Origin of the sequence: Gracilinema caldarium DSM 7334 (assembly GCF_000219725.1) — a bacterium.
Lineage (GTDB): Bacteria > Spirochaetota > Spirochaetia > Treponematales > Breznakiellaceae > Gracilinema > Gracilinema caldarium.
In genome coordinates this window covers 608,699-626,839 of sequence record NC_015732.1, presented here as the reverse complement: position 1 = coordinate 626,839, position 18,141 = coordinate 608,699, and the positions used below count along the sequence as shown (strand labels likewise).

At 49.7% G+C, this 18,141-nt stretch carries 18 protein-coding genes; 7 read left to right on the top strand and 11 right to left on the bottom strand.

All coding sequences use genetic code 11. The annotated features are described in order from the left end of the window. Window positions 1–137 precede the first annotated feature (137 nt). Window positions 138–593, top strand: coding sequence for an Hsp20/alpha crystallin family protein (locus SPICA_RS02925; RefSeq protein WP_013968049.1), 456 nt, complete (start codon window positions 138–140; stop codon window positions 591–593). 23 nt (window positions 594–616) lie between these two features. Further along, window positions 617–976 carry an Hsp20/alpha crystallin family protein gene (locus SPICA_RS02920; protein WP_013968048.1) on the top strand — a complete coding sequence of 120 codons (360 nt, stop codon included), beginning with the start codon at window positions 617–619 and terminating at the stop codon, window positions 974–976. A 9-nt stretch (window positions 977–985) separates the two neighbouring features. Here the strand turns inward: SPICA_RS02920 and SPICA_RS02915 are convergent, their stop codons facing one another. Genes SPICA_RS02915 through SPICA_RS02905 form a run of 3 tightly spaced genes read right to left on the bottom strand, consistent with a single transcriptional unit; the run spans window position 986 to window position 4,349 of the window. Continuing rightward, complete coding sequence (locus SPICA_RS02915; protein ID WP_013968047.1) at window positions 986–1,885, bottom strand: 2-oxo acid dehydrogenase subunit E2; 900 nt, start codon at window positions 1,883–1,885, stop codon at window positions 986–988. Continuing rightward, the gene (locus tag SPICA_RS02910; RefSeq protein WP_013968046.1) at window positions 1,863–2,999 is read right to left on the bottom strand and encodes a glycosyltransferase; all 1,137 of its coding nucleotides are present in this window, start codon (window positions 2,997–2,999) and stop codon (window positions 1,863–1,865) included. Before SPICA_RS02910 ends, SPICA_RS02915 begins: the two co-directional genes overlap by 23 nt. Before the next feature lie 3 nt (window positions 3,000–3,002). Further along, entirely contained in the window at window positions 3,003–4,349 is a 1,347-nt protein-coding gene (locus tag SPICA_RS02905) for a glycosyltransferase family protein (protein WP_013968045.1), read from the bottom strand. A 110-nt stretch (window positions 4,350–4,459) separates the two neighbouring features. Here SPICA_RS02905 and SPICA_RS02900 point away from each other — a divergent pair, with 110 nt between their 5' ends. Both SPICA_RS02900 and SPICA_RS02895 read left to right on the top strand, forming a co-directional pair. Further along, window positions 4,460–6,160, top strand: coding sequence for a DEAD/DEAH box helicase (locus SPICA_RS02900; protein ID WP_013968044.1), 1,701 nt, complete (start codon window positions 4,460–4,462; stop codon window positions 6,158–6,160). A gap of 12 nt (window positions 6,161–6,172) precedes the next feature. Further along, a complete protein-coding gene (locus SPICA_RS02895; RefSeq protein WP_013968043.1) occupies window positions 6,173–7,810 on the top strand; it encodes an ABC-F family ATP-binding cassette domain-containing protein in 1,638 nt (545 codons plus the stop codon). A gap of 65 nt (window positions 7,811–7,875) precedes the next feature. Here the strand turns inward: SPICA_RS02895 and SPICA_RS14640 are convergent, their stop codons facing one another. From SPICA_RS14640 to SPICA_RS02855, 8 genes are all read right to left on the bottom strand, one after another. After that, window positions 7,876–8,625, bottom strand: a complete 750-nt coding sequence (locus tag SPICA_RS14640) for a thermonuclease family protein (RefSeq protein ID WP_013968042.1) — start codon at window positions 8,623–8,625, stop codon at window positions 7,876–7,878. After that, complete coding sequence (gene vapC, locus SPICA_RS02885) at window positions 8,622–9,020, bottom strand: type II toxin-antitoxin system tRNA(fMet)-specific endonuclease VapC (RefSeq protein ID WP_013968041.1); 399 nt, start codon at window positions 9,018–9,020, stop codon at window positions 8,622–8,624. The genes SPICA_RS14640 and vapC overlap by 4 nt, the downstream gene beginning before the upstream one ends. Beyond that, window positions 9,021–9,251 (bottom strand): hypothetical protein, encoded by a 231-nt coding sequence (locus SPICA_RS02880; protein WP_013968040.1) that lies wholly within the window; start codon window positions 9,249–9,251, stop codon window positions 9,021–9,023. It lies immediately after the preceding gene. 67 nt (window positions 9,252–9,318) lie between these two features. Next, on the bottom strand, window positions 9,319–10,878 hold the full coding sequence (locus SPICA_RS02875) for a tetratricopeptide repeat protein (RefSeq protein ID WP_013968039.1): 1,560 nt from the start codon (window positions 10,876–10,878) through the stop codon (window positions 9,319–9,321). After that, window positions 10,875–11,255, bottom strand: a complete 381-nt coding sequence (locus SPICA_RS02870; protein WP_013968038.1) for a hypothetical protein — start codon at window positions 11,253–11,255, stop codon at window positions 10,875–10,877. The genes SPICA_RS02875 and SPICA_RS02870 overlap by 4 nt, the downstream gene beginning before the upstream one ends. Before the next feature lie 89 nt (window positions 11,256–11,344). Further along, window positions 11,345–14,344: a chromosome segregation SMC family protein gene (locus SPICA_RS02865; protein WP_013968037.1), complete on the bottom strand. Its 3,000-nt coding sequence runs from the start codon at window positions 14,342–14,344 to the stop codon at window positions 11,345–11,347. Window positions 14,345–14,424: 80 nt separating this feature from the next. Next, on the bottom strand, window positions 14,425–14,826 hold the full coding sequence (locus SPICA_RS02860) for a type II toxin-antitoxin system VapC family toxin (RefSeq protein ID WP_013968036.1): 402 nt from the start codon (window positions 14,824–14,826) through the stop codon (window positions 14,425–14,427). A gap of 2 nt (window positions 14,827–14,828) precedes the next feature. Next, window positions 14,829–15,077: a hypothetical protein gene (locus tag SPICA_RS02855; protein ID WP_013968035.1), complete on the bottom strand. Its 249-nt coding sequence runs from the start codon at window positions 15,075–15,077 to the stop codon at window positions 14,829–14,831. Between the two features lie 190 nt (window positions 15,078–15,267). Between SPICA_RS02855 and SPICA_RS02850 the strand changes: the two genes are divergently transcribed. The 3 genes from SPICA_RS02850 (at window position 15,268) to thrH (ending at window position 18,138) form a co-directional block, all read left to right on the top strand. Continuing rightward, window positions 15,268–16,137, top strand: coding sequence for a biotin--[acetyl-CoA-carboxylase] ligase (locus SPICA_RS02850; RefSeq protein WP_013968034.1), 870 nt, complete (start codon window positions 15,268–15,270; stop codon window positions 16,135–16,137). A gap of 92 nt (window positions 16,138–16,229) precedes the next feature. Further along, window positions 16,230–17,507 carry a serine--tRNA ligase gene (gene serS, locus SPICA_RS02845; RefSeq protein ID WP_013968033.1) on the top strand — a complete coding sequence of 426 codons (1,278 nt, stop codon included), beginning with the start codon at window positions 16,230–16,232 and terminating at the stop codon, window positions 17,505–17,507. 10 nt (window positions 17,508–17,517) lie between these two features. Continuing rightward, a complete protein-coding gene (thrH, locus tag SPICA_RS02840; protein WP_013968032.1) occupies window positions 17,518–18,138 on the top strand; it encodes a bifunctional phosphoserine phosphatase/homoserine phosphotransferase ThrH in 621 nt (206 codons plus the stop codon). Window positions 18,139–18,141: the final 3 nt, after the last annotated feature.

The following is an 18,141-nucleotide window of genomic DNA, read 5'->3' as shown; positions in this document are numbered from 1 at the left end:
GATTTCAACTATCCCATCACCCATATAAAAAACTTGGCACGAATTTTGCTATTATATTTATGAAAACAAAAGAGCCCTTAGAGCCCCGATAGGGTTCAAAGAGGCTCACCACATCTTGAGATGCAAGGAGGTACGCTATGAACCTTATGTTACGTAATCGACCCTCTGAACTTGATCCGGTAGAAGAACTGGATCGACTGCAAAGAGAGTTGAGCCGCTGGTTCGACTTTGGTTTTGACAACATGGGCCTCTTGGACCGGGCCCTCGCCCCTGCGGTGGATCTCGTGGAAACCAATGAGGGATATACCCTGACCGTAGATCTCCCCGGGGTAGACAAGAAGGACATCAACCTGACTGTGGAAAACAATGTGATCACCATCGAAGGGGAAAAGAAGGAGACCAAGGAATCCAAGGATAAGAAGCGGTTCTTCAGAAAGGAAACCTGGGAAGGCTCCTTCCGCAGGACCATCTCCTTACCTGTTGCGGCTGATCCGGACAAGGTCAAGGCAGAACTGAAAAACGGGGTACTGACGGTCAGCATCGGCAAGAAAGAAGAATTGAAACCCCGGCAGATTGCTGTTCAGGTTAAATAAAAAGGATGAGAAGGAGGAAGGCTATGAACGAGGTTATGGAAAAGAAACAGGAACAGAAGGTACGGACTGTTCAACCGGCCTGCAGTATCTGCGAAGATAACGGCCAGATCCTGGTTCGGGTAGAAATGCCCGGGGTAGACAAGGATGGGATTGAGGTTAGTGTAGAAAAGAACGAGCTCGTGATTAAAGGGAAACCCGCTATGGTAAGTCCCGAAGGGACCTACCTGATTCGGGAACGGCAGACCGGCGAATATCATAAACGGTTTATCATCGATGAAACCATCGACCGGGATAAGATCCAGGCGGTGATGAACGACGGAATCCTGCTCTTAACCCTCAGTATCAAAGAAGCGGCTAAGCCCCGGAAGATCGAAATTAAATAAGAGCGCCTCTTACGAAAGAGATGCGGCTATAGGGAGGGGTTCCTGGACGGTTTCAGGAACCCCTTCGCTTTGTTTTGAGGATGTTTGCAGCACTGCAGGGTTTGCCATATAGCAGCGGAAGAGATCGATAGCCCTTGCAAAGTAGAGCCCTTCGGAAATACGCTCATCAAGGGTGATTTTAAAATTCATAAAACGGCGTTGTTGTACTGTACCATCTTTTCGGGTTACAAGCCTCCGTTCAATTTTACCCATAACAACAAAGACCGAAGCGGTACCCCATTCATAGAGGTGATGATAGGGTGCCGGCAAATTCAGGCTTGCCAGGTTCGCCACATAAACAGAGGTATAGAGCGGATCTGAGTGGATCATAGAAGCCGGAGCCAGATTAAAACGTTCGAGAAGACGAAAGAGACCTGTGGCAAGACGATATCCTCCGGGTATGGCGGAAAGAACGTACATTTCCTTTTCATCGGGGCTTAAGACTTCGCTTTGGGCTAATGCGATAGCGTTTTGGACCTTGTCAGCCACAGTGGATAGAGTTTCGCCTGGGTCAAAGTATACCTTTGCATCGGTTTCCCGGGCATCTTCAGTGAGGGCCTTTTTTACAATAAAAGAAATGGACCTATAGTTCCGCTGATACACATGTTTACCCATCACAAAACGATTCAAATGGGGTTTTTCTTCTAAAACCCGGGCTATTGCGGTTAGTACTACTGAAAAGAGGGTATACTTTGTGGTGTGCTCTGATTCATTCATTCGTTTTACTAGATGCATCGCCGGTTCAATATCGACATCCTCAGAAAAATAAACCGCCGCCCCATTGCGGGTAGTCATAATATAGGGAATCACCTTTTGAAAGGGATTTAATCCTTTAACCTGTACTCCGTCACATCGATCCAGAAACAGCATGGAAGCTCCTCAACTCCTGTAGTATACCATGGTTAGAAAATTCTGCATCATATTTTTTATATATTGGCGGTTTTATAAGAAGTTGTATCCAGTCATGATACCGGCTGGTAAAACTACCAAGCTGGTTCTCGAGAAGAAACTGGATAATTTTATAATCATTTTGACCTGCCCATTCGATGCAGATCAGAGGCTTTTTATGAAACAGCGTTTCCATACAGGTTGAAGCACCAGCCTTTCCGACTACCATATCACAGAGACTATAGAGCTCAGCCATAGAAGTAGCAAAGGAAAGAGGTATTAGTTTGCCAGGAAGCTTTTTATGCTTGTTCGCATAAAGGATTGTTTCTAGTTGTTGAAACAAACGGGTGTTTTTTCCAGTCACCACAAGAAAGTCCACAGGATATCCTTCAAGATAGGCCCGGATCGCAAAGGAATAAGCCTTTCCAAGGCCTTGGGCTCCACTGGTAACAAGAACTACCGGTTTGGTTTCTGTCCCTTGTGGATCAAGACCATAAATCGCACGAAGCTCATCGGTGGTCCTTTCTGGAATAGACATCGCAGGAAGCTGGGGATAGGGCACCAGTTTGATGCGCTGTTCATCAATATGGTGGCTTTTAAGAAGATCCCGGCTCTGCTCAGAATGTACTAAAAAGAGATCTGCACTTTGTTCAGCCCAGAGGCTGTAGCCATCGAAGGGGTCCACAACATCATTTACAATGGGAAACTGAAGGCCGTAGCAGCGGCGGGCTTCGGCGGCTACCAGGGAACACATGGGATGGGTGCTGATAAAGAGGTCAGGTGGATCCTCAGCTAGATACTGGCCGCCCCGGATATAAAAATCAGCAATAAAGGGGTAAAGCACCTTGCTACTCCAGGGATAGACTGCTTCCATAAAAGCATAGGAAGCACGAACCATCCAGGGGTGTTGTAGAGCCGTATCCCAGGCTGCCTTTATAGCTCTGTCGGTTCTGTGGGCCCCTGCAACAGCGGGAAAATCGATCACATTGATGCGGTGCTTTCCGGGAAATGCGGATTCCAGGGCTTCCTGTATGACAAGAGCTGGCCCCTTATGGCCAAAGCCCACCTCGATCATCGCAATTAGTATGTTGGACATATTCTACCGTTTCAACGGACTGGTTTCCCGTTGCATGGTGCCGGTTTTTAAAATTTCTGCAATTTTGTAGGTACCATATTTTCGCGCTTTAAGAAACCCATCCCAGGCACATTCAGCCAAGCGGCCTTCCTTCAGCAGGTCCCAGAGCCACTCATGGGCATATTCGGGGTCTTTCTGATCAAAGCCCCCTTGAATTTCCATAAGCCACTCCCGGTTATGAACCTCCTGAGAGCCGATGGGCGGTGCCATAATAATGGGAATACCAAGACCGGCATAAAAAGAAAGCTCACTTGGTTTGGTCCAGAGTACATCCGTATCATGGAGGATTGTGGCAAATTCAGCAAAATAACCGGCATCTTCCGGGTTAAAGACGATGGTGACCGAATCTGCCGCTTCGGGATGTTTACTGCGGAGTGTTTCCAATTGGTCCCTAAAATAGACCGCCACCTCAGGGCGTTTACCTGCCACCAGGTTCAGTCGGAAGGAACCATCGGAAAGCCGAGGCGCCAGGGCGTGCAGAACCGTAGCACCGATTTCTTTCTGGGCTCCGGCGCCGCCTACTGCAAAGGTAATAGTGAGGGGCCCCACTTCCCGACCCCGCTTTTCTGGGCAATATTCCTTACCCAGAAAATGTTCCACCGAGTAAACATGGAGGGGCCAGAAACGGTTTTGCGGGTCAAGCCGGGCAAGTCGCAGCCCCAGATCGCTGCGAAGGATTGAGAGGTCCTCATCACCTGTCAAATCCAGGGGTAAAGGAAAACCGGTCATATAAATGCGTTCATCCGGCACACCATACTGTTTCAGCCGCCTGAGGGCTCTGCCGCAGGGTACAAAATATTCGATCCGGCTTTCTTTTGGATTGGCCGCCACCCAGACCCGGTTCAGGTCCGTATCGGTAATAACACAGTAAATGCGCTTAAGCCCCGCCTTTTCTGCGGCAATGGCCTGGGCGTAAAAGGTGGTAACGATAGGCAGTGGTTCCGATTGGGCCTGCCGGATAAAGGTGCGGCAGAGCCCTTTGGCTACGAGCTTATCAACAAAGGTATTCTGGATGGTGGGCTTGGAAAGATCCCGGAAAGGATAGGCTGTTGGAATGGCCATGAGGGCATCCATAATACCAAAGAGGGCATTGCCCACCACCGGCCAGCTTTTAATTCGGGAAAGGCTTTCGTAGGTATGCCGGAGCCGATTCCAGAGGGCAAGTTCATCCGGATCGGTGTTTGCATCACTGCCTGCAATGATGACGCCCCCTTTTCCAAAGGGGGCCAGAGGCCATGCGGCCCGCTTGTGACCCAGCCCCATATCGGCCGCCGTAATCCATGCAAGAGGTTTTTGAGCTACTGTTGCCATGGTAGTCCCCCTGCCAGATAGTTTAATTTTTAATCAATAGTTTTGCAAATATTGACATGTTGTAGCTGGTCTTTTCATATTGTTGAAAAAAAGGTATATATTGTATAGACATGGAATTCACAGAACTTACCTTACACCCCGACCTCCAACGGGGTATTGCAGATGCAGGCTACGTAACCTGCACCCCTGTTCAGGAACAGGTGCTAAATAACGCTTTTGGAGGCCACGACCTGTATGTTCAGTCCCAGACCGGGACAGGGAAAACAGCCGCCTATCTTATTGTCATTTTCCAGCGGCTATTAACAGAACCACTTCTGGCAGGCAAGAAAGCCCTTATTATGGTTCCAACCAGGGAACTGGCGGTTCAGGTAGAAGACGAGGCAAAACGCATCGGGAAATATCTCTCCTTTAAAATCGGCAGTTTTTACGGCGGCGTGGGCTATGCTCATCAACAGAAACTGCTCCGGGAATCGGTGCAAATTCTCATAGGAACCCCTGGCCGTGTTTTGGATCTGAATGGCTCAGGTCAGATGAACCTGATGGATCTCGCCTTCCTCGTATTGGATGAAGCAGACCGGATGTTTGATATGGGCTTTTACCCGGATCTGCGGAAGCTCATTAAAGTGGTTCCCCCAGTAGACCGGCGGCAAACCATGCTGTTCAGTGCCACCCTGAACGCCTGGGTAAAAAACCTTGCCTGGGAATACACCAAGGATCCTCTGGAAATTGAAATTACCCCGGAACAGGTGACGGTTGATGAAATTGAACAGCTTTTATATCACGTTCCCGGGGATGAGAAGATGAAACTGCTCCTCGGCATCCTGAAACAGCGGCAACCTGAAAGTGCTATTATTTTCTGTAATACCAAGAAATATGCAGAAATTGTAGCAAAGCGGCTCAGGATTAACGATATTCCCTGTGAGTTCATCATCGGCGACCTGCCCCAGGTGAAACGGCTTAAGATTATTGATGATGTAAAGGCCGGCAAGACCCGCTACCTGGTAGCCACCGATGTGGCCGCCCGGGGCCTTGATATCGAAGGGCTTGCGATGGTTATCAATTATGACCTGCCAAATGAAGCGGAAAACTATGTCCATCGTATCGGCAGAACAGCCCGGGCCGGGAAAACCGGCATTGCTATCAGCCTGGCCAGTGAACAGGATGTATACGAACTGCCGGCCATAGAAAAATATCTGGGAGCCAAGATTCCCTCACAGATCGCTTCGGAAGAGCTCTATGGTGAAGACAAAAGTGAGGGCATGCATATCCGAACCGACACCTATGATGACAGCGGATATGAACGATCCGGATCTGGTCGCGGCAGAGGGCCGGCTAAGGGCAGAGCCAAGGAAGAACGGCGTGACCATGGACGACCCATGCGGCAAAAACCGGTACGCACCGGTGAAGGTGAAGGGCAAGCTCTATCAGAGGGCAGAGGCAAGGCCAAGAAACAGCCCTCCCGTTCATCCGTCGCAAAGGAGAAAAACGGACAACACCCAGTCCGACAGCCTCAGCGTCACGATCAGGGACAAGTTGCAGGGACTCCTGCCCCCCGTGAGAAAACCGCAGCCAAACCAAATCTGGCACATCTGACGTTTGAAGAACGGCTTGCTTATTATAAACGTAAATACCGGGCAGAATCATCTGAAGCTCAGGAAGGAACAAGGGCACCTAAAGCCAGTGCAGGGAAAAACCGCAAAGCCCTGCAGAGTAAAACAACGCCCAAGGTTTCAGCTCAACAAAAAGAAGGCTCTAGTAAGAAGAGGGGCATTTTAAGCAGACTGCTCAGCCTGTTCAAAGGGCGTAAGTAAAGGAGTTTTTTAGTGATTACGGTTACTGATCTCAGCCTCGCCTTTGGCGAACGGGTCCTTTTTAAGGATGTGAACCTTAAATTCACCCCTGGCAACTGTTATGGCATTATCGGTGCAAACGGAGCAGGAAAATCCACATTTCTTAAAGTACTATCCGGGGAACTTGAACATGACAAGGGTGACATTATCGTTACCCCCGGCGAACGGATCGCCGTATTAAAGCAGGACCACTTCGCTTTCGAAGCCTATTCGGTCATGGAAACGGTCCTCATGGGCTATCCTAAACTGTACCAGATCATGAAAGAGCGGGAAACCCTCTATGCAAAAGAATCGATGAGCGATGAAGATGGTATCCGGGCAGGAGAGCTGGAAGCTGAATTTGCCGAACTGGGCGGCTGGGAAGCGGAAGCTCAGGCGAGCCAGATGCTTTCAGGCCTCGGTCTCGATGAAGAAGACCATACCAAAATGATGTCCGACCTGGATGAATCCCGAAAAGTCCGGGTCTTGCTCGCCCAGGCTCTCTTCGGAAATCCGGATATTCTGCTCCTTGACGAGCCTACCAACGGTCTTGACCTGGAGTCCATCACCTGGCTCGAGGATTTTCTCATCGATTTCCCCAATACGGTTATCGTCGTATCCCATGACCGGCACTTCCTGAACACGGTCTGTACCCACATCTGTGATATCGACTATGGCCGCATCACCCTCTATTCGGGTAACTATGATTTCTGGTACCAGATGAGCCAGATGCTGCAGCGGCAAGCCCGGGAACAGCTTAAAAAACGGGAAGAAAAGGCCAAAGAACTTAAGGAATTCATTCAGCGTTTTGCATCCAATGCCTCGAAGAGCCGGCAGGCTACAAGCCGGAAAAAGGTGTTGGAAAAACTCGATCTGGAAAACATACCCGTCACCAGCCGAAAGTTCCCCTATGTGGCCTTTAAGCCAAACCGGGAAATCGGCAATAACGTCCTCAGGGTCGAAAAACTCAATTACCGAACCCCCGATACAATCCTCCTGCAGGATTTTTCCATTATTGTGAACCGGGGTGATAAAATCGCCTTTGTCGGCGCTGAACATCAATCTAAAACTGCTTTCTTCGAAATCATCGCCGGAGAGCAGAAGGCAGATTCGGGGGATTATTACTGGGGGCAGACGGTAAGTTTTTCCTACTTTCCTAAAGAAAACAGCCGTTACTTTAATTCTGACCTGTCCATCACGGATTGGCTCAAACAGTATTCACCGGACCAGGATGATACCTATGTGCGCAGTTTCCTGGGACGGATGCTTTTTTCAGGCGATGAAGCTCTGAAGCCCGTGAATGTGCTTTCGGGAGGCGAGAAAGTCCGCTGTCTCCTTTCCAAAATGATGCTTTCAGGAGCCAATGTGCTCATTATGGATGAGCCTACCAACCACCTGGACCTGGAAGCCATCACAGCTCTGAACGAAGGGCTCGAAGCCTTTACGGGGGTGGTCCTCTTTAATTCCCACGACCATGAGTTTATCCAGTCCATTGCCAACCGGATTGTTGAGATTCTGCCCGGCGGCAAGCTGATTGACCGGATGATGCCCTTCGATGACTACCTGAAAGATGAGTCGGTCAAGGAACTTCGCGCCGAAGCATATCACCACGCGGAACGCCTGCAAATTTAATATTTATATTGATGGACCGGTGAGGTGCCCTTGGGCTCTCACCACAGTTCACCGCCCAGCCCGACTCAGCGGCCCCAGAGGCCCCGCCGTTTTTGTTTTGCCGCGGCCTGGGCGCGGGTAAACTCATCCATAAACTGAAAAGGAAAGTGCACATAGGCAAAGGCATAGCCCTGTTCCACCAGGTGCAGGTTTACACAGGTTCCGTCCTGTATATAAATATAGGCTAAAAGCCTGCCATACTTATCCCTGAGGTCCCAGTCAAAGGCAAGGAGTACCGGTTTACCGGAGAGAAGCCTGGTAACATACACCTTAGCCTCTTCACCATAGTACCCCGCAGGTCGGGGACTGGTTTTTGTTTCTGGGGCATCAATTCCGAGGAAACGGATCGTTTCCTGTGCTTTGAGCTGTATCGGCCGGGGGGCAGGAATACGGACCTTTATGGTATCCCCGTCGACCACCTCGAGAACCGTTGCAGGGATCATACGGGACAGCTGGGCATCCCGGCTCGACCGGAGGGGAGGATTGTTGAGCCGGTATAGTTCTCTGCCGCCGCTATACTCTGGGGGATGGCACACCGTACAGGGTTCGAGGGCCTGTTTGAGTGCTTCTTCCAGGGTAATCGCAGTGACAGTTTTGGAATTCTGAAGCGTAGGACAATCCTTCTGATGATACTTCTTGCCTGCCGGAGTCCTAAAGACCACAATCTTTGACGGGTCCTGGGACACCTGTTCAGCCCTGACAGCAACAGAAAACAGACAATAAAGAAGAAAAAAGAGGCAGTACGATTTATACAGGGTAATCGGTAAATGTTTCATTGTGCCCAATTATCTATGAGAAGTCCTTCAATTCTAGAAAATTCACTCACATTATTGGTAACCAATATTCCATTTTTATATTTAACAATCGAAGCAATTAAAAGATCGTTAGGACCAATGACAATTCCTTTTGTTTCCATAGCCGATCGTATTTCTGCATAGACATAGGTCATTTCATCTTCAAAGGGAACGACAGTAAATGGTTCAAGAAACTGCTCTATTTTTTCGATATTATATTCCCTTTTGCGGCTTTTATATGCACCTAACAATAACTCTGCCTTAACTATAGAAGGAATAGCAATTTCTTTAGGTACTGTGGATAACAATTTTGTTCTCACACGTTCATTGGTACCGTTTAAAAAATATATACAGGTATTTGTATCAAGGTAATACATTTACAAAGATTCTCTTTTCATATCTGCACCAAAATGTAATTCATTTGGCTCAGTAAAAGTGCTATCATCAATAGAACCAAAAAGATTTTCATAGCTAGCAGGATAAACTGGATCAATACTGGCTTTCAGCTGTTCAACAACCCATTTCGAGATGGATGTATTGTGTCGTTTCGCAGCTTTTTCTACTTTTTCAAGTGTGGGTTCATCAATATATATAGAAAGCTGTGGCATATCATCCCCTTTATAAAGGTAACCCAATTGAACCTATCAGTCAAGTATATGTGCAAACATACTTGTCTTACCGTATATCAAAATAGAATCGTTCCAGGTAGGCAATCCGCTGTTGGGCTTCGTCGTATCGCTGACTCTGGGGATATTCAACAGTGAGCCGCTTGTAGTACGAAAGGGCCGATTTTATATCCCGCTGGGGCCCTTTGGCTTCGAAGATCTGCCCGAAGAGCCACCAGGCTTCATCACTGCCTGCAGGATATCGGGCAGTAAAGGCCTGGAGGGTTTCCAATGCTGCAGCATACTGACCTGAGGCAACTTCTTTCTTTGCCAGGTTGATGAATTCCTCCGGCTGGGAGAGGTTTTCCAATGGTGATACTGCGGAGCTTGATTGGACAGCCGGGGCGGTGCTCGAATTTGTCTGGGTGCTGCCACCACTGTTAGCAGCATTGGCAGGGGTAACGGCGGCGGTCGCAGAATTGGATGAGGAGGCGGTTCCCGAAGAGACAGGGGCTGCAGGAGCGGTTGTCGCTGTTACAGAGGATGTTGCAGCTGTTGGTGCAGATGCAGCAGAGGCCGTAGGGGCGGTTGTTGTGCCTGCGGCTGGGGCTGGGGCGGTGCTGGCCGCTGCACCGGAGGTAAGTGCCGCAGTGCCTGTCGAGGCCGTAGTTGCCGGGGCGGCAGAAGCGGTTCCAGCGGGTGCAGGCCATCGGGGATTGGCTACAACCCGGCCCCGGTCTACGGGAAGAGAAAAAGCACCGGTAACCGATGCGGCTGTCACCGGGCTTTCGCCGACCACAACCTCTACATAATCGTTGATAATATAATCCTTAATAAAATCCTGTTTAAAAAACTTCACTGTATAGGTTCCCGGCCCTTCACAGCGGAACACAAAGGTCTGCCCATCAGGATCGAGCCTGCGAGAATCATATGCGAGGCCCTTTTTCCCTGCTACTTCACCCAGGTATACCCATCCAGTTCCCTGATAGGGGATTTCGACGAGCTGGCCTACGGTAGCACGAACAGACCGGGAAAGAACCACCTTTTCTTCTGCAAGAGCCGGGTTTGATTTAGACGGCAGTTCCGGGATTCCCCCCACAGGCATCGCAGGCTTTTCCTGAGCCACCTTCGTTTCAGGCTGTGGCTCTGGCGCCTTGAGGGTCTTGGGATCTACGGGAACACTTTTCTTCTCAGCTGCGGCAGTAGAACCTGCAGTTGAAGCTGAACCTGTAGCAGTACCTGCTGGGGCATTTTTTTGTAAGGTCGCCCCATTCGGCTTAGTGCTTGCAGTACTAGTTGAGGGGTTATTTTTGTCGCCCGAGCTTGTTGCCGGAATTTCAGGAACAGGAAGTACGATAGTAGATTTTTTTTGGGTAGCGCTTGGTTGTACCGGAACAGTGCTGGCCTCCGGGAACAAGACCGGAGGTTCAGAGAGATCCAGTGCCAGCTCAGGAACAGATTGAGCCAGCGAAGGAACCGTCTCTGGAACAAGAGTTTCCTGAGCAATGCTTTTCTGAGAAGTATTTTCATCAACCTGAAGAGAATTGTTACGGGCTTCCGGTGTAGAGACACAGGATGAAAATAAAAAAATAAAGAAGACAAGGGCCGCACAACCGGTTCTATCTTTCACGGTATGGCCTCCAACAGTCTATTTATGTTATTGTCGGCGGCATCTTGAAGGACTTGCAAGGTTTTATCATCCAAAGACTGCCAGAATTGGTGAGCAAATTCTGGAGTCCAGCTTGTCTGAGGCTCCCTGAAATAAAGAAACTTGGGAACAAAATCCGGCTCTTCCTCTATGAATAGTTCCTGCCGCTTAAGCGGTTCTGCTGTATAAGCCTCGGAAAGGGCTCTTCCTACTTCCAGATTTTTTTTATTTCCCCGGTTATTCACGTGCAGTGTAACGAGCAATATCAGAAGCAGAACAATAAGACCTATAAAACCGGAAACAACTGCTATCCGGTGTTTAGCAAGCCAGTCCAGCAACATTTCGAAATTAAGCTTCATGGCATACAGTGTACCATGTTATTCACAATGATTCAATTTTCGTAGTTTCAACTGGCGTAGTAGTATAAAAACTAACATGGACTATCTTATTAGGATTTCTCATCCATTATCGGGATCCTGTTATTTGAATTCCTGTTCGCCCTAATTGGCCGCAGGTCCGCTTCGGTTACCTGGGAGGGATCATCCACCCCCAGGGGTAATTCCATGCCAGTTTCAGCTTCCACATCCTCATCCTCGATGGGTTCAATTTCCGCGGCCGCCTCGGGCGGATTATCCAGGGCGTCTTCATTTTCAAGGCGTACTGAAATAACCTTGGTAACCCCCGACTCTTCCATGGTTACACCCAGGAGAGTCCGGGCACCGGTTACGGTTTTCTTATTATGGGTGATAACGATGAACTGGCTCGTACTGCCAAACTCCCGCAGAAGCTGGACAAAGCGGAGCACGTTTTGTTCATCCAGGGCCGCATCAATTTCATCGAGGAAACAGAAGGGCGAAGGCTTGACCATGTAGGTCGCAAAAAGCAGGGCCACCGCGGTCATGGACTTTTCCCCACCCGAGAGCAGGGTGATGTTTTCAAGTTTTTTACCCGGCGGCTGGGCATAAATTTCGATACCCGATTCAAGTACATGGTTGGGATCCGACAAGCGCAGTTCAGCCCGGCCGCCGCCAAAAAGCCGCCGGAACATGTTATGAAAGTTTTTCTTGATGCGGTTATAGGTTGTGAGGAACAGTTCCGACGATTCAGCCCGAATTTCTGCGGTAATCCGCGCCAGGTCATCCCGGGCCTTTTGCAAGTCCGCCAGCTGGCCGGAAAGAAAGTCATAACGTTCCTTGGTTTCCTGAAATTCCTCGGGGGCCATCAGGTTTACCGATCCCAGGTCCTTAAGAGTGGCCCTTGCGGCGGCTAGTTTTTCCCGGATTTCCGCGGTGGGGGTCGTAATGGTGAACATCCGCTCTTCGAATTCCATCAGGTCCCGGCTATGGGTTTCCCTAAAGTTTTCTTTAATATTACGGATTTCTGTTTCACTCTGAACCAGTTCCAGATGCACCTTTTCTATGGATTGCTGGAACCGGCTTAATTCGGTCATTTTTTTCTTGATGCTTTCCTGCTTGCCCGCCACATCTCCGTTCCGCTGAGCAATGTCCCGTTCCAGGTTTTCCAGCTCTTCTGTAAGCCGCCGGCCCCGCCGTTCAATTTCAGCAATCTCTGCCTCCGCATCCTCAATTCGTTCGGCGATTTCATCGAACCGTTTGCGATCCAGAAAGAGTTCATCCTGAACAGTTTTAAGCAGCGCCTCCTGGCCGGCAAGTTCTCGGCGGATCAGCCGAGCCTGTTCCTCTGCCGATTGGGCCTGGGTAGCCATGCGAACCCGGTTTACCCTGAGGTCCTCCAGGGTTTTTCGATATTCTTCTATCTTTAAGCCAAGGCCATCGTTTTCCGACCGAAGCTGGGCAATCTTTTCTCGACGCTGGCGGACCGCTTCCTTAGCCGCATTAATCTTATCATCCAATGCCCGTTTCCGGGTGATGATACCCTCGGGGGCAAGAAAATCGTCTATAAATGAGGGGGTCGCCCTTCGGTAATTTTCGAAGAGTTCCTGGGCCTTTTCGGCATGGCTCGCCCCTTCGGCAAGGGCTGTAGCCAGGGTCTCCGCAAGGCGCCGCAGTTCCGACGGCTGAATCGACTGGCCCCCCTGCAGAGCCCGGTCCACCATGGCCACCAGGTCCCGAAGCATGGTTTCCCGGCCGGCAAGCATGGTCCTAAGTCGCTGAAGCACCTCCGCCACCGCTTCTTCGGTCCGGCGGCGTTCCGCCGCAGAATAGCCTGCATTTTTCAGTCCCGCATCCAGGGCGGCCACGATGTCGTCGGTAATGGTTTGCAGGTCCTTTTCCAGATGGGCCCGTTCAGCCTCGAGCTCGGCGATTTCAGCCTCGGCTCGGCGCAGGGCCCCATCGTTCTCGCCTATTTGAGCGGAGGCTAGTTTGATGTTTTCTTCAAAGGCGGCAATATTCTTCTCTATTTCTTCGAGCCGTTTTTTCAGGTCCCGAACAACTCCGTCCTGCTCCTCCGCATCCTCGATCAATTCATCAATCTTATTCTGAATGGCCCGTTCCCGACCCTCGTTTTGTTGAATCTTCGCCTTTGCTTCGAGCCGCTGTTCCGCCAGGAGCTTGGCTTCCTTTTCTTTGGCGTTTTTTTCGACCGCAAGACCGTAAATTTCCTTTTGATGCTGGACGAGCTTTTCTTCCATGGAGTTGACCACATCCATGTTTTCTTCCAGGGATTTGTTTATGGCGTCCAGTTCGGCCTTGCAGGCATCCCGGGCTTTGGTGAGCCGTTCCAATTCCTCTGCCCGATGGTCCCGCTCCGTATTGAATTGCTTAAGCCGGAGCAGTTGTATATCCAGTTCAAACTGAAAGATATCTTCTTTTAGGGCCCGGTATTTCAGGGTTTTTTCGGCCTGGATCTTAAGGGAATCGTAGGAACGCTTTACTTCGCCAAGAATACCCTCTACCTGGCGCATGTTTTCTTCGGTCTTTTCCAGCTTCCGCTCGGCCTCTGCGCCCCGGACCTTGTAGCGGGTAATACCAGCGGCTTCTTCGAAAAGGTAGCGCCGTTCTTCGGGTTTTGATGAAAGAATCTGGTCAATCTTGCCCTGTTCCATCACCGAATAGGCGGCCTTGCCGACACCGGTGTCCCAGAAGAGTTCCCGTACATCCTTCAGTTTTACAGGAGTTGAGTTGATGAAATATTCACTTTCTCCGGACCGATAGAGCCGCCGTTTTATCTGAATCTCCGGTACATCGATGGGCAAAAGCCCCGTTTCATTGGCCAGGGTTAAAGTAACTTCCGCCACATTGAGGGGTTTACGGTTTTCGGTGCCGTTAAAGATGACGTCTTCCATCTTTTCGGCCCGCATTGCCTTGGAAGCCTGTTCCCCGAGGACCCACTTAATTGCATCTACCACATTAGACTTGCCGCAGCCGTTGGGACCCAAGAGGGCCGTAATTCCATCGGCAAACTCTATTCGTGTCCTATCTGCAAAGGACTTAAAACCAAAAATATCAAGACTTTTAAGAAACAAGGTGTAACTCCAGACTCGTACTGTACCATTCCAGGGCGGGAGGGGTCAAGAAAGGTGCGTCCGGAGCCTGGGCTGGTTGTCTACCCTGTTAGTTCATCCCAAATTCGCAAACCATTAATATGTTTAAAATGGGCATCAAAGGTTATTAATTTTGCCCCTGTTTCTATAGTATGGGCAGCAATCCAGATATCATTTAATGGAATCATTTTACCTTTTTTAGTGAGGTCCGATTTGATTTCTCCAAATATTTCTGCGGTTTCGAAAGTAACATTTATAATCTTTACACCATCTTTATTTATAAAGGATTTCAAATATGCTATGTTTTGTGTGTATTTTTTACCACCTTTAAATCCAGCAAATAGCTCACCTATCATAACGGTTGATAAAAATATCTCTTCCGCTTCAACGATATAATCAAAAACAAGAGCATTTCCGGACATAAACTCGCTATAGGCGTTTGTATCAAGAAGTATTTTTGTCATTTTTACCAGTCTGTTTGGTTAATTGTTTCAAGATCACTAATATTTTTTTCAAACTCTTCTTTTTCTTCGGGGGTCCATTTACCGAATAATTCTGAAAAAGATTCCTTTTTTAAGGCTTTTTTATCTGAATTAAGCGTACTTTGTAAAAGTAATTTGACTGTTTGATTTTGGCTTAACCCGATTTCTGAGGCTTTTTGAGTGATTTTCTTATCTAAATCAGCATCGATTCCATGAATGGTAATTGATTTCATGATAAGCCTCCTTCTGAACCAGTTCTCTTCAAAATATAGTGCATTTCTTAGTTTTTGCCAATGAAAGGGGCGTCCGGAGCCTGGGCTGGTTTTGATACCGCTTCTGGGGGGGCCTGCCGCTGCAAATAAAGGGGCCCTTTACATACAAGCGGCGATTTTCTAATATGCTGCGAAAAGGAAGAAACACCCCATGCTGCAACAGATCCCTCTGGAAAACCCCTTCGGAACACCGATCTATCATATTGATGAAACGACAAGCACCATGGACGAGGCCCGCCGGCTTACGGACGCTACCATAAGCACGGCCCCCATCCTGGCAGCAGAACCTGTTACGGATCATTCCGCCCCTGCTGTCCATAGCCCCTACCCACCCGCTGGCATAGGCATTCACGGTTCGGTGATTGTAGCCGATTACCAGCAGGCAGGCCGGGGCAGGGCCGCCGGCAGGACCTGGCATGCGGCGCCGGGGGAGAGTCTCCTCTGCACCCTCATCCTCTATTACCCGAAGATACAGGATATTCCGGCGGCCCTGCCCCTGCGGCTTGGTGTGGCAGTAGCCCTCACACTGGAAGCGCTTTGGCCCCAGCTCAGAAGCCGGACCCGGCTCAAGTGGCCCAATGACGTCCTTATCGATGGGAAAAAGGTCTGCGGTATTCTCTGCGAAGGAACAAGCCCCTGGGTCTACGCGGGGATGGGCATCAATCTTTTACAGCAGGATTTTCCGCCCGAGCTAAGACATCGGTCCATCTCGATTTTCCAGGCCCTGGGGGCTGCCGAAACAAACAAACAAGATATCGACCGCTATCGTTTGCTCATCAACCTGCTTAAATATATCTGGGCCTTTTTAAATGACACCGCTTCGTGGCTGACAGAACTGGAACAACGGCTCTACAAACGGGGAGAGATGATACGGTTTCTTGCAGGCTCCGCCGATGCGCCGGTCGAAGTCACAGGTATATTGGAAGGGGTTTCCTCCTCTGGGGAACTCCTGATAAGAGCAGAGGGGGAGAGGACTTCATGGCCGTACAGTACCGGTGAACTGGATGTATATGGGGAATAGGGTATACAGCTTCGGGAATAACAGCATATACACCTTCATATTTGTGATGCCCCCTTGCCGTTACGACCTCCAATCACTACTATAAACGTATTATGTTAGATTATCGATTCATTAAGGACAACCTGGAAGCGGTGAAGGAAAACATCCGGAACCGTAATATGAAAGCAGACGCCGACAAGGTGGCCATGCTTTTTGATACACGGAACGAGCTGGTGACCCAGCTTCAGAATCTTCAGCAACAACGGAATACCAATGCTCAGGCCATGAAGGGTAAGCTCGATGCAGATACCCGGAACCGGCTTATTGAAGAGGGCAAAAAACTTAAAGAAGATATCGCCGCTGCCGAAGCAGAACTGGAACAGGTAGAAAAGGAACTGGATACAGAAGGCCGCCGAATTCCCAACATGGCCCATCCATCGGCACCCATCGGCAAAGAAGATAAGGATAACCTGGAAGTTAAACGGGTGGGAAATCCCACAACCTTTAATTTCGAACCCAAAGACCATGTTCAGCTGGGGCAGGAACTGGATATCATCGATTTTGATTCCGCCACCAAGGTTACGGGCACCAAATTCTATTATCTTAAGAATGAAGGGGTCTTCCTTGAGCTGGGCCTGATCCGCTATGCCCTGGATATTCTGCAGAAAAAAGGTTTTACCCCCTTTATCACCCCGGACCTTGCCAAGGAAGAAATCCTTGAAGGTATCGGTTTTAATCCCCGGGGGGCTGAATCCAATGTTTACACCGTAGAAGGCGAAGGGACCTGCCTTGTAGGCACCGCCGAAATTACCCTGGGGGGCTACTATTCGGGTACCATTCTCAGTAAGGATAAGCTCCCCCTCAGGATGGCCGGACTTTCCCACTGTTTCAGACGGGAAGCTGGTGCCGCGGGTCAGTTTTCCAAAGGGCTGTACCGGGTTCACCAGTTTACCAAGGTCGAGATGTTCGCCTACTGTCTCCCCGAAGAATCGGACGCCCTCCACGAAGAACTGCGTTCTATAGAAGAGGAAATTTTCGCAGGCCTCGAAATTCCCTTCCGGGTAGTGGACACCTGTACCGGTGACCTGGGAGCCCCAGCGTACCGCAAGTGGGACCTGGAAGCCTGGATGCCTGGTCGGAATGGCGGCGAATGGGGAGAAGTAACTTCTACCTCTAACTGTACCGATTACCAGGCCCGGCGGCTCAACATAAAATACAAAGAGGAAGACGGTAAAAATAAATATGTGCACATGCTAAACGGCACCGCCATTGCCATCAGCCGGGGCATTATCGCAATTCTCGAGAATTTCCAGCAGGCTGACGGGTCTGTTCGCCTACCCAAAGCCCTGGTCCCCTATTGCGGCTTCGAAGTCATCAAGAAAAAACAGTAAGGAGCAGGCGGTGAAAATAGTCTGTCTAGATCTGGAAGGGGTTCTCGTCCCAGAAATCTGGATTGCCTTTGCGGAAGCCTCAGGCATTCCGGAACTCCGAAGAACCACAAGGGATGAACCGGATTACGATAAATTGATGAAATTCCGTATCGCCCTACTCAAAGAGCGGGGACTCAAAATCCGGGACATTCAGGCGGTTATCAATACCATGGAACCCCTGGACGGGGCCTGGAACTTCCTCCACAAGCTCCGTTCAAAAACTCAGGTTATTATCCTTTCGGACACTTTTGAAGAATTTGCCCGTCCTCTCATGGCTAAGCTGGATTACCCTACCCTTTTCTGCAACAACCTGGTCATCACCGAGGATGGCACCGTTACGGACTACCGGCTGAGGCAGAAAGAGGGCAAGATGCATGCGGTGCAGGCCCTTAAATCCATCAATATGGAAGTCTTTGCTGCAGGAGATTCCTATAACGACCTGGCCATGATCCGGGAAGCCGATGAGGGCTGCCTCTTCAGGGCACCTGCAGGGATCCGTTCAGGCTGTGCTGACCTGGATTGCATGGATGACTATCAGGACCTGTTAGACAGAATTGAACGGTTCCTCAAGAAGCCCGCTGAAGTACGCTAACAA

What these genes read in the sequence shown, in the direction of transcription:
- SPICA_RS02925 (WP_013968049.1), top strand. Translation starts at nt 138, where the DNA reads ATGAACCTTATGTTACGTAATCGACCCTCTGAACTTGATCCGGTAGAA.
- SPICA_RS02920 (WP_013968048.1), top strand. Translation starts at nt 617, where the DNA reads ATGAACGAGGTTATGGAAAAGAAACAGGAACAGAAGGTACGGACTGTT.
- SPICA_RS02915 (WP_013968047.1), bottom strand. Translation starts at nt 1,885, where the DNA reads ATGCTGTTTCTGGATCGATGTGACGGAGTACAGGTTAAAGGATTAAAT.
- SPICA_RS02910 (WP_013968046.1), bottom strand. Translation starts at nt 2,999, where the DNA reads ATGTCCAACATACTAATTGCGATGATCGAGGTGGGCTTTGGCCATAAG.
- SPICA_RS02905 (WP_013968045.1), bottom strand. Translation starts at nt 4,349, where the DNA reads ATGGCAACAGTAGCTCAAAAACCTCTTGCATGGATTACGGCGGCCGAT.
- SPICA_RS02900 (WP_013968044.1), top strand. Translation starts at nt 4,460, where the DNA reads ATGGAATTCACAGAACTTACCTTACACCCCGACCTCCAACGGGGTATT.
- SPICA_RS14640 (WP_013968042.1), bottom strand. Translation starts at nt 8,625, where the DNA reads ATGAAACATTTACCGATTACCCTGTATAAATCGTACTGCCTCTTTTTT.
- vapC (WP_013968041.1), bottom strand. Translation starts at nt 9,020, where the DNA reads ATGTATTACCTTGATACAAATACCTGTATATATTTTTTAAACGGTACC.
- SPICA_RS02880 (WP_013968040.1), bottom strand. Translation starts at nt 9,251, where the DNA reads ATGCCACAGCTTTCTATATATATTGATGAACCCACACTTGAAAAAGTA.
- SPICA_RS02870 (WP_013968038.1), bottom strand. Translation starts at nt 11,255, where the DNA reads ATGAAGCTTAATTTCGAAATGTTGCTGGACTGGCTTGCTAAACACCGG.
- SPICA_RS02860 (WP_013968036.1), bottom strand. Translation starts at nt 14,826, where the DNA reads ATGACAAAAATACTTCTTGATACAAACGCCTATAGCGAGTTTATGTCC.
- SPICA_RS02855 (WP_013968035.1), bottom strand. Translation starts at nt 15,077, where the DNA reads ATGAAATCAATTACCATTCATGGAATCGATGCTGATTTAGATAAGAAA.
- SPICA_RS02850 (WP_013968034.1), top strand. Translation starts at nt 15,268, where the DNA reads ATGCTGCAACAGATCCCTCTGGAAAACCCCTTCGGAACACCGATCTAT.
- serS (WP_013968033.1), top strand. Translation starts at nt 16,230, where the DNA reads ATGTTAGATTATCGATTCATTAAGGACAACCTGGAAGCGGTGAAGGAA.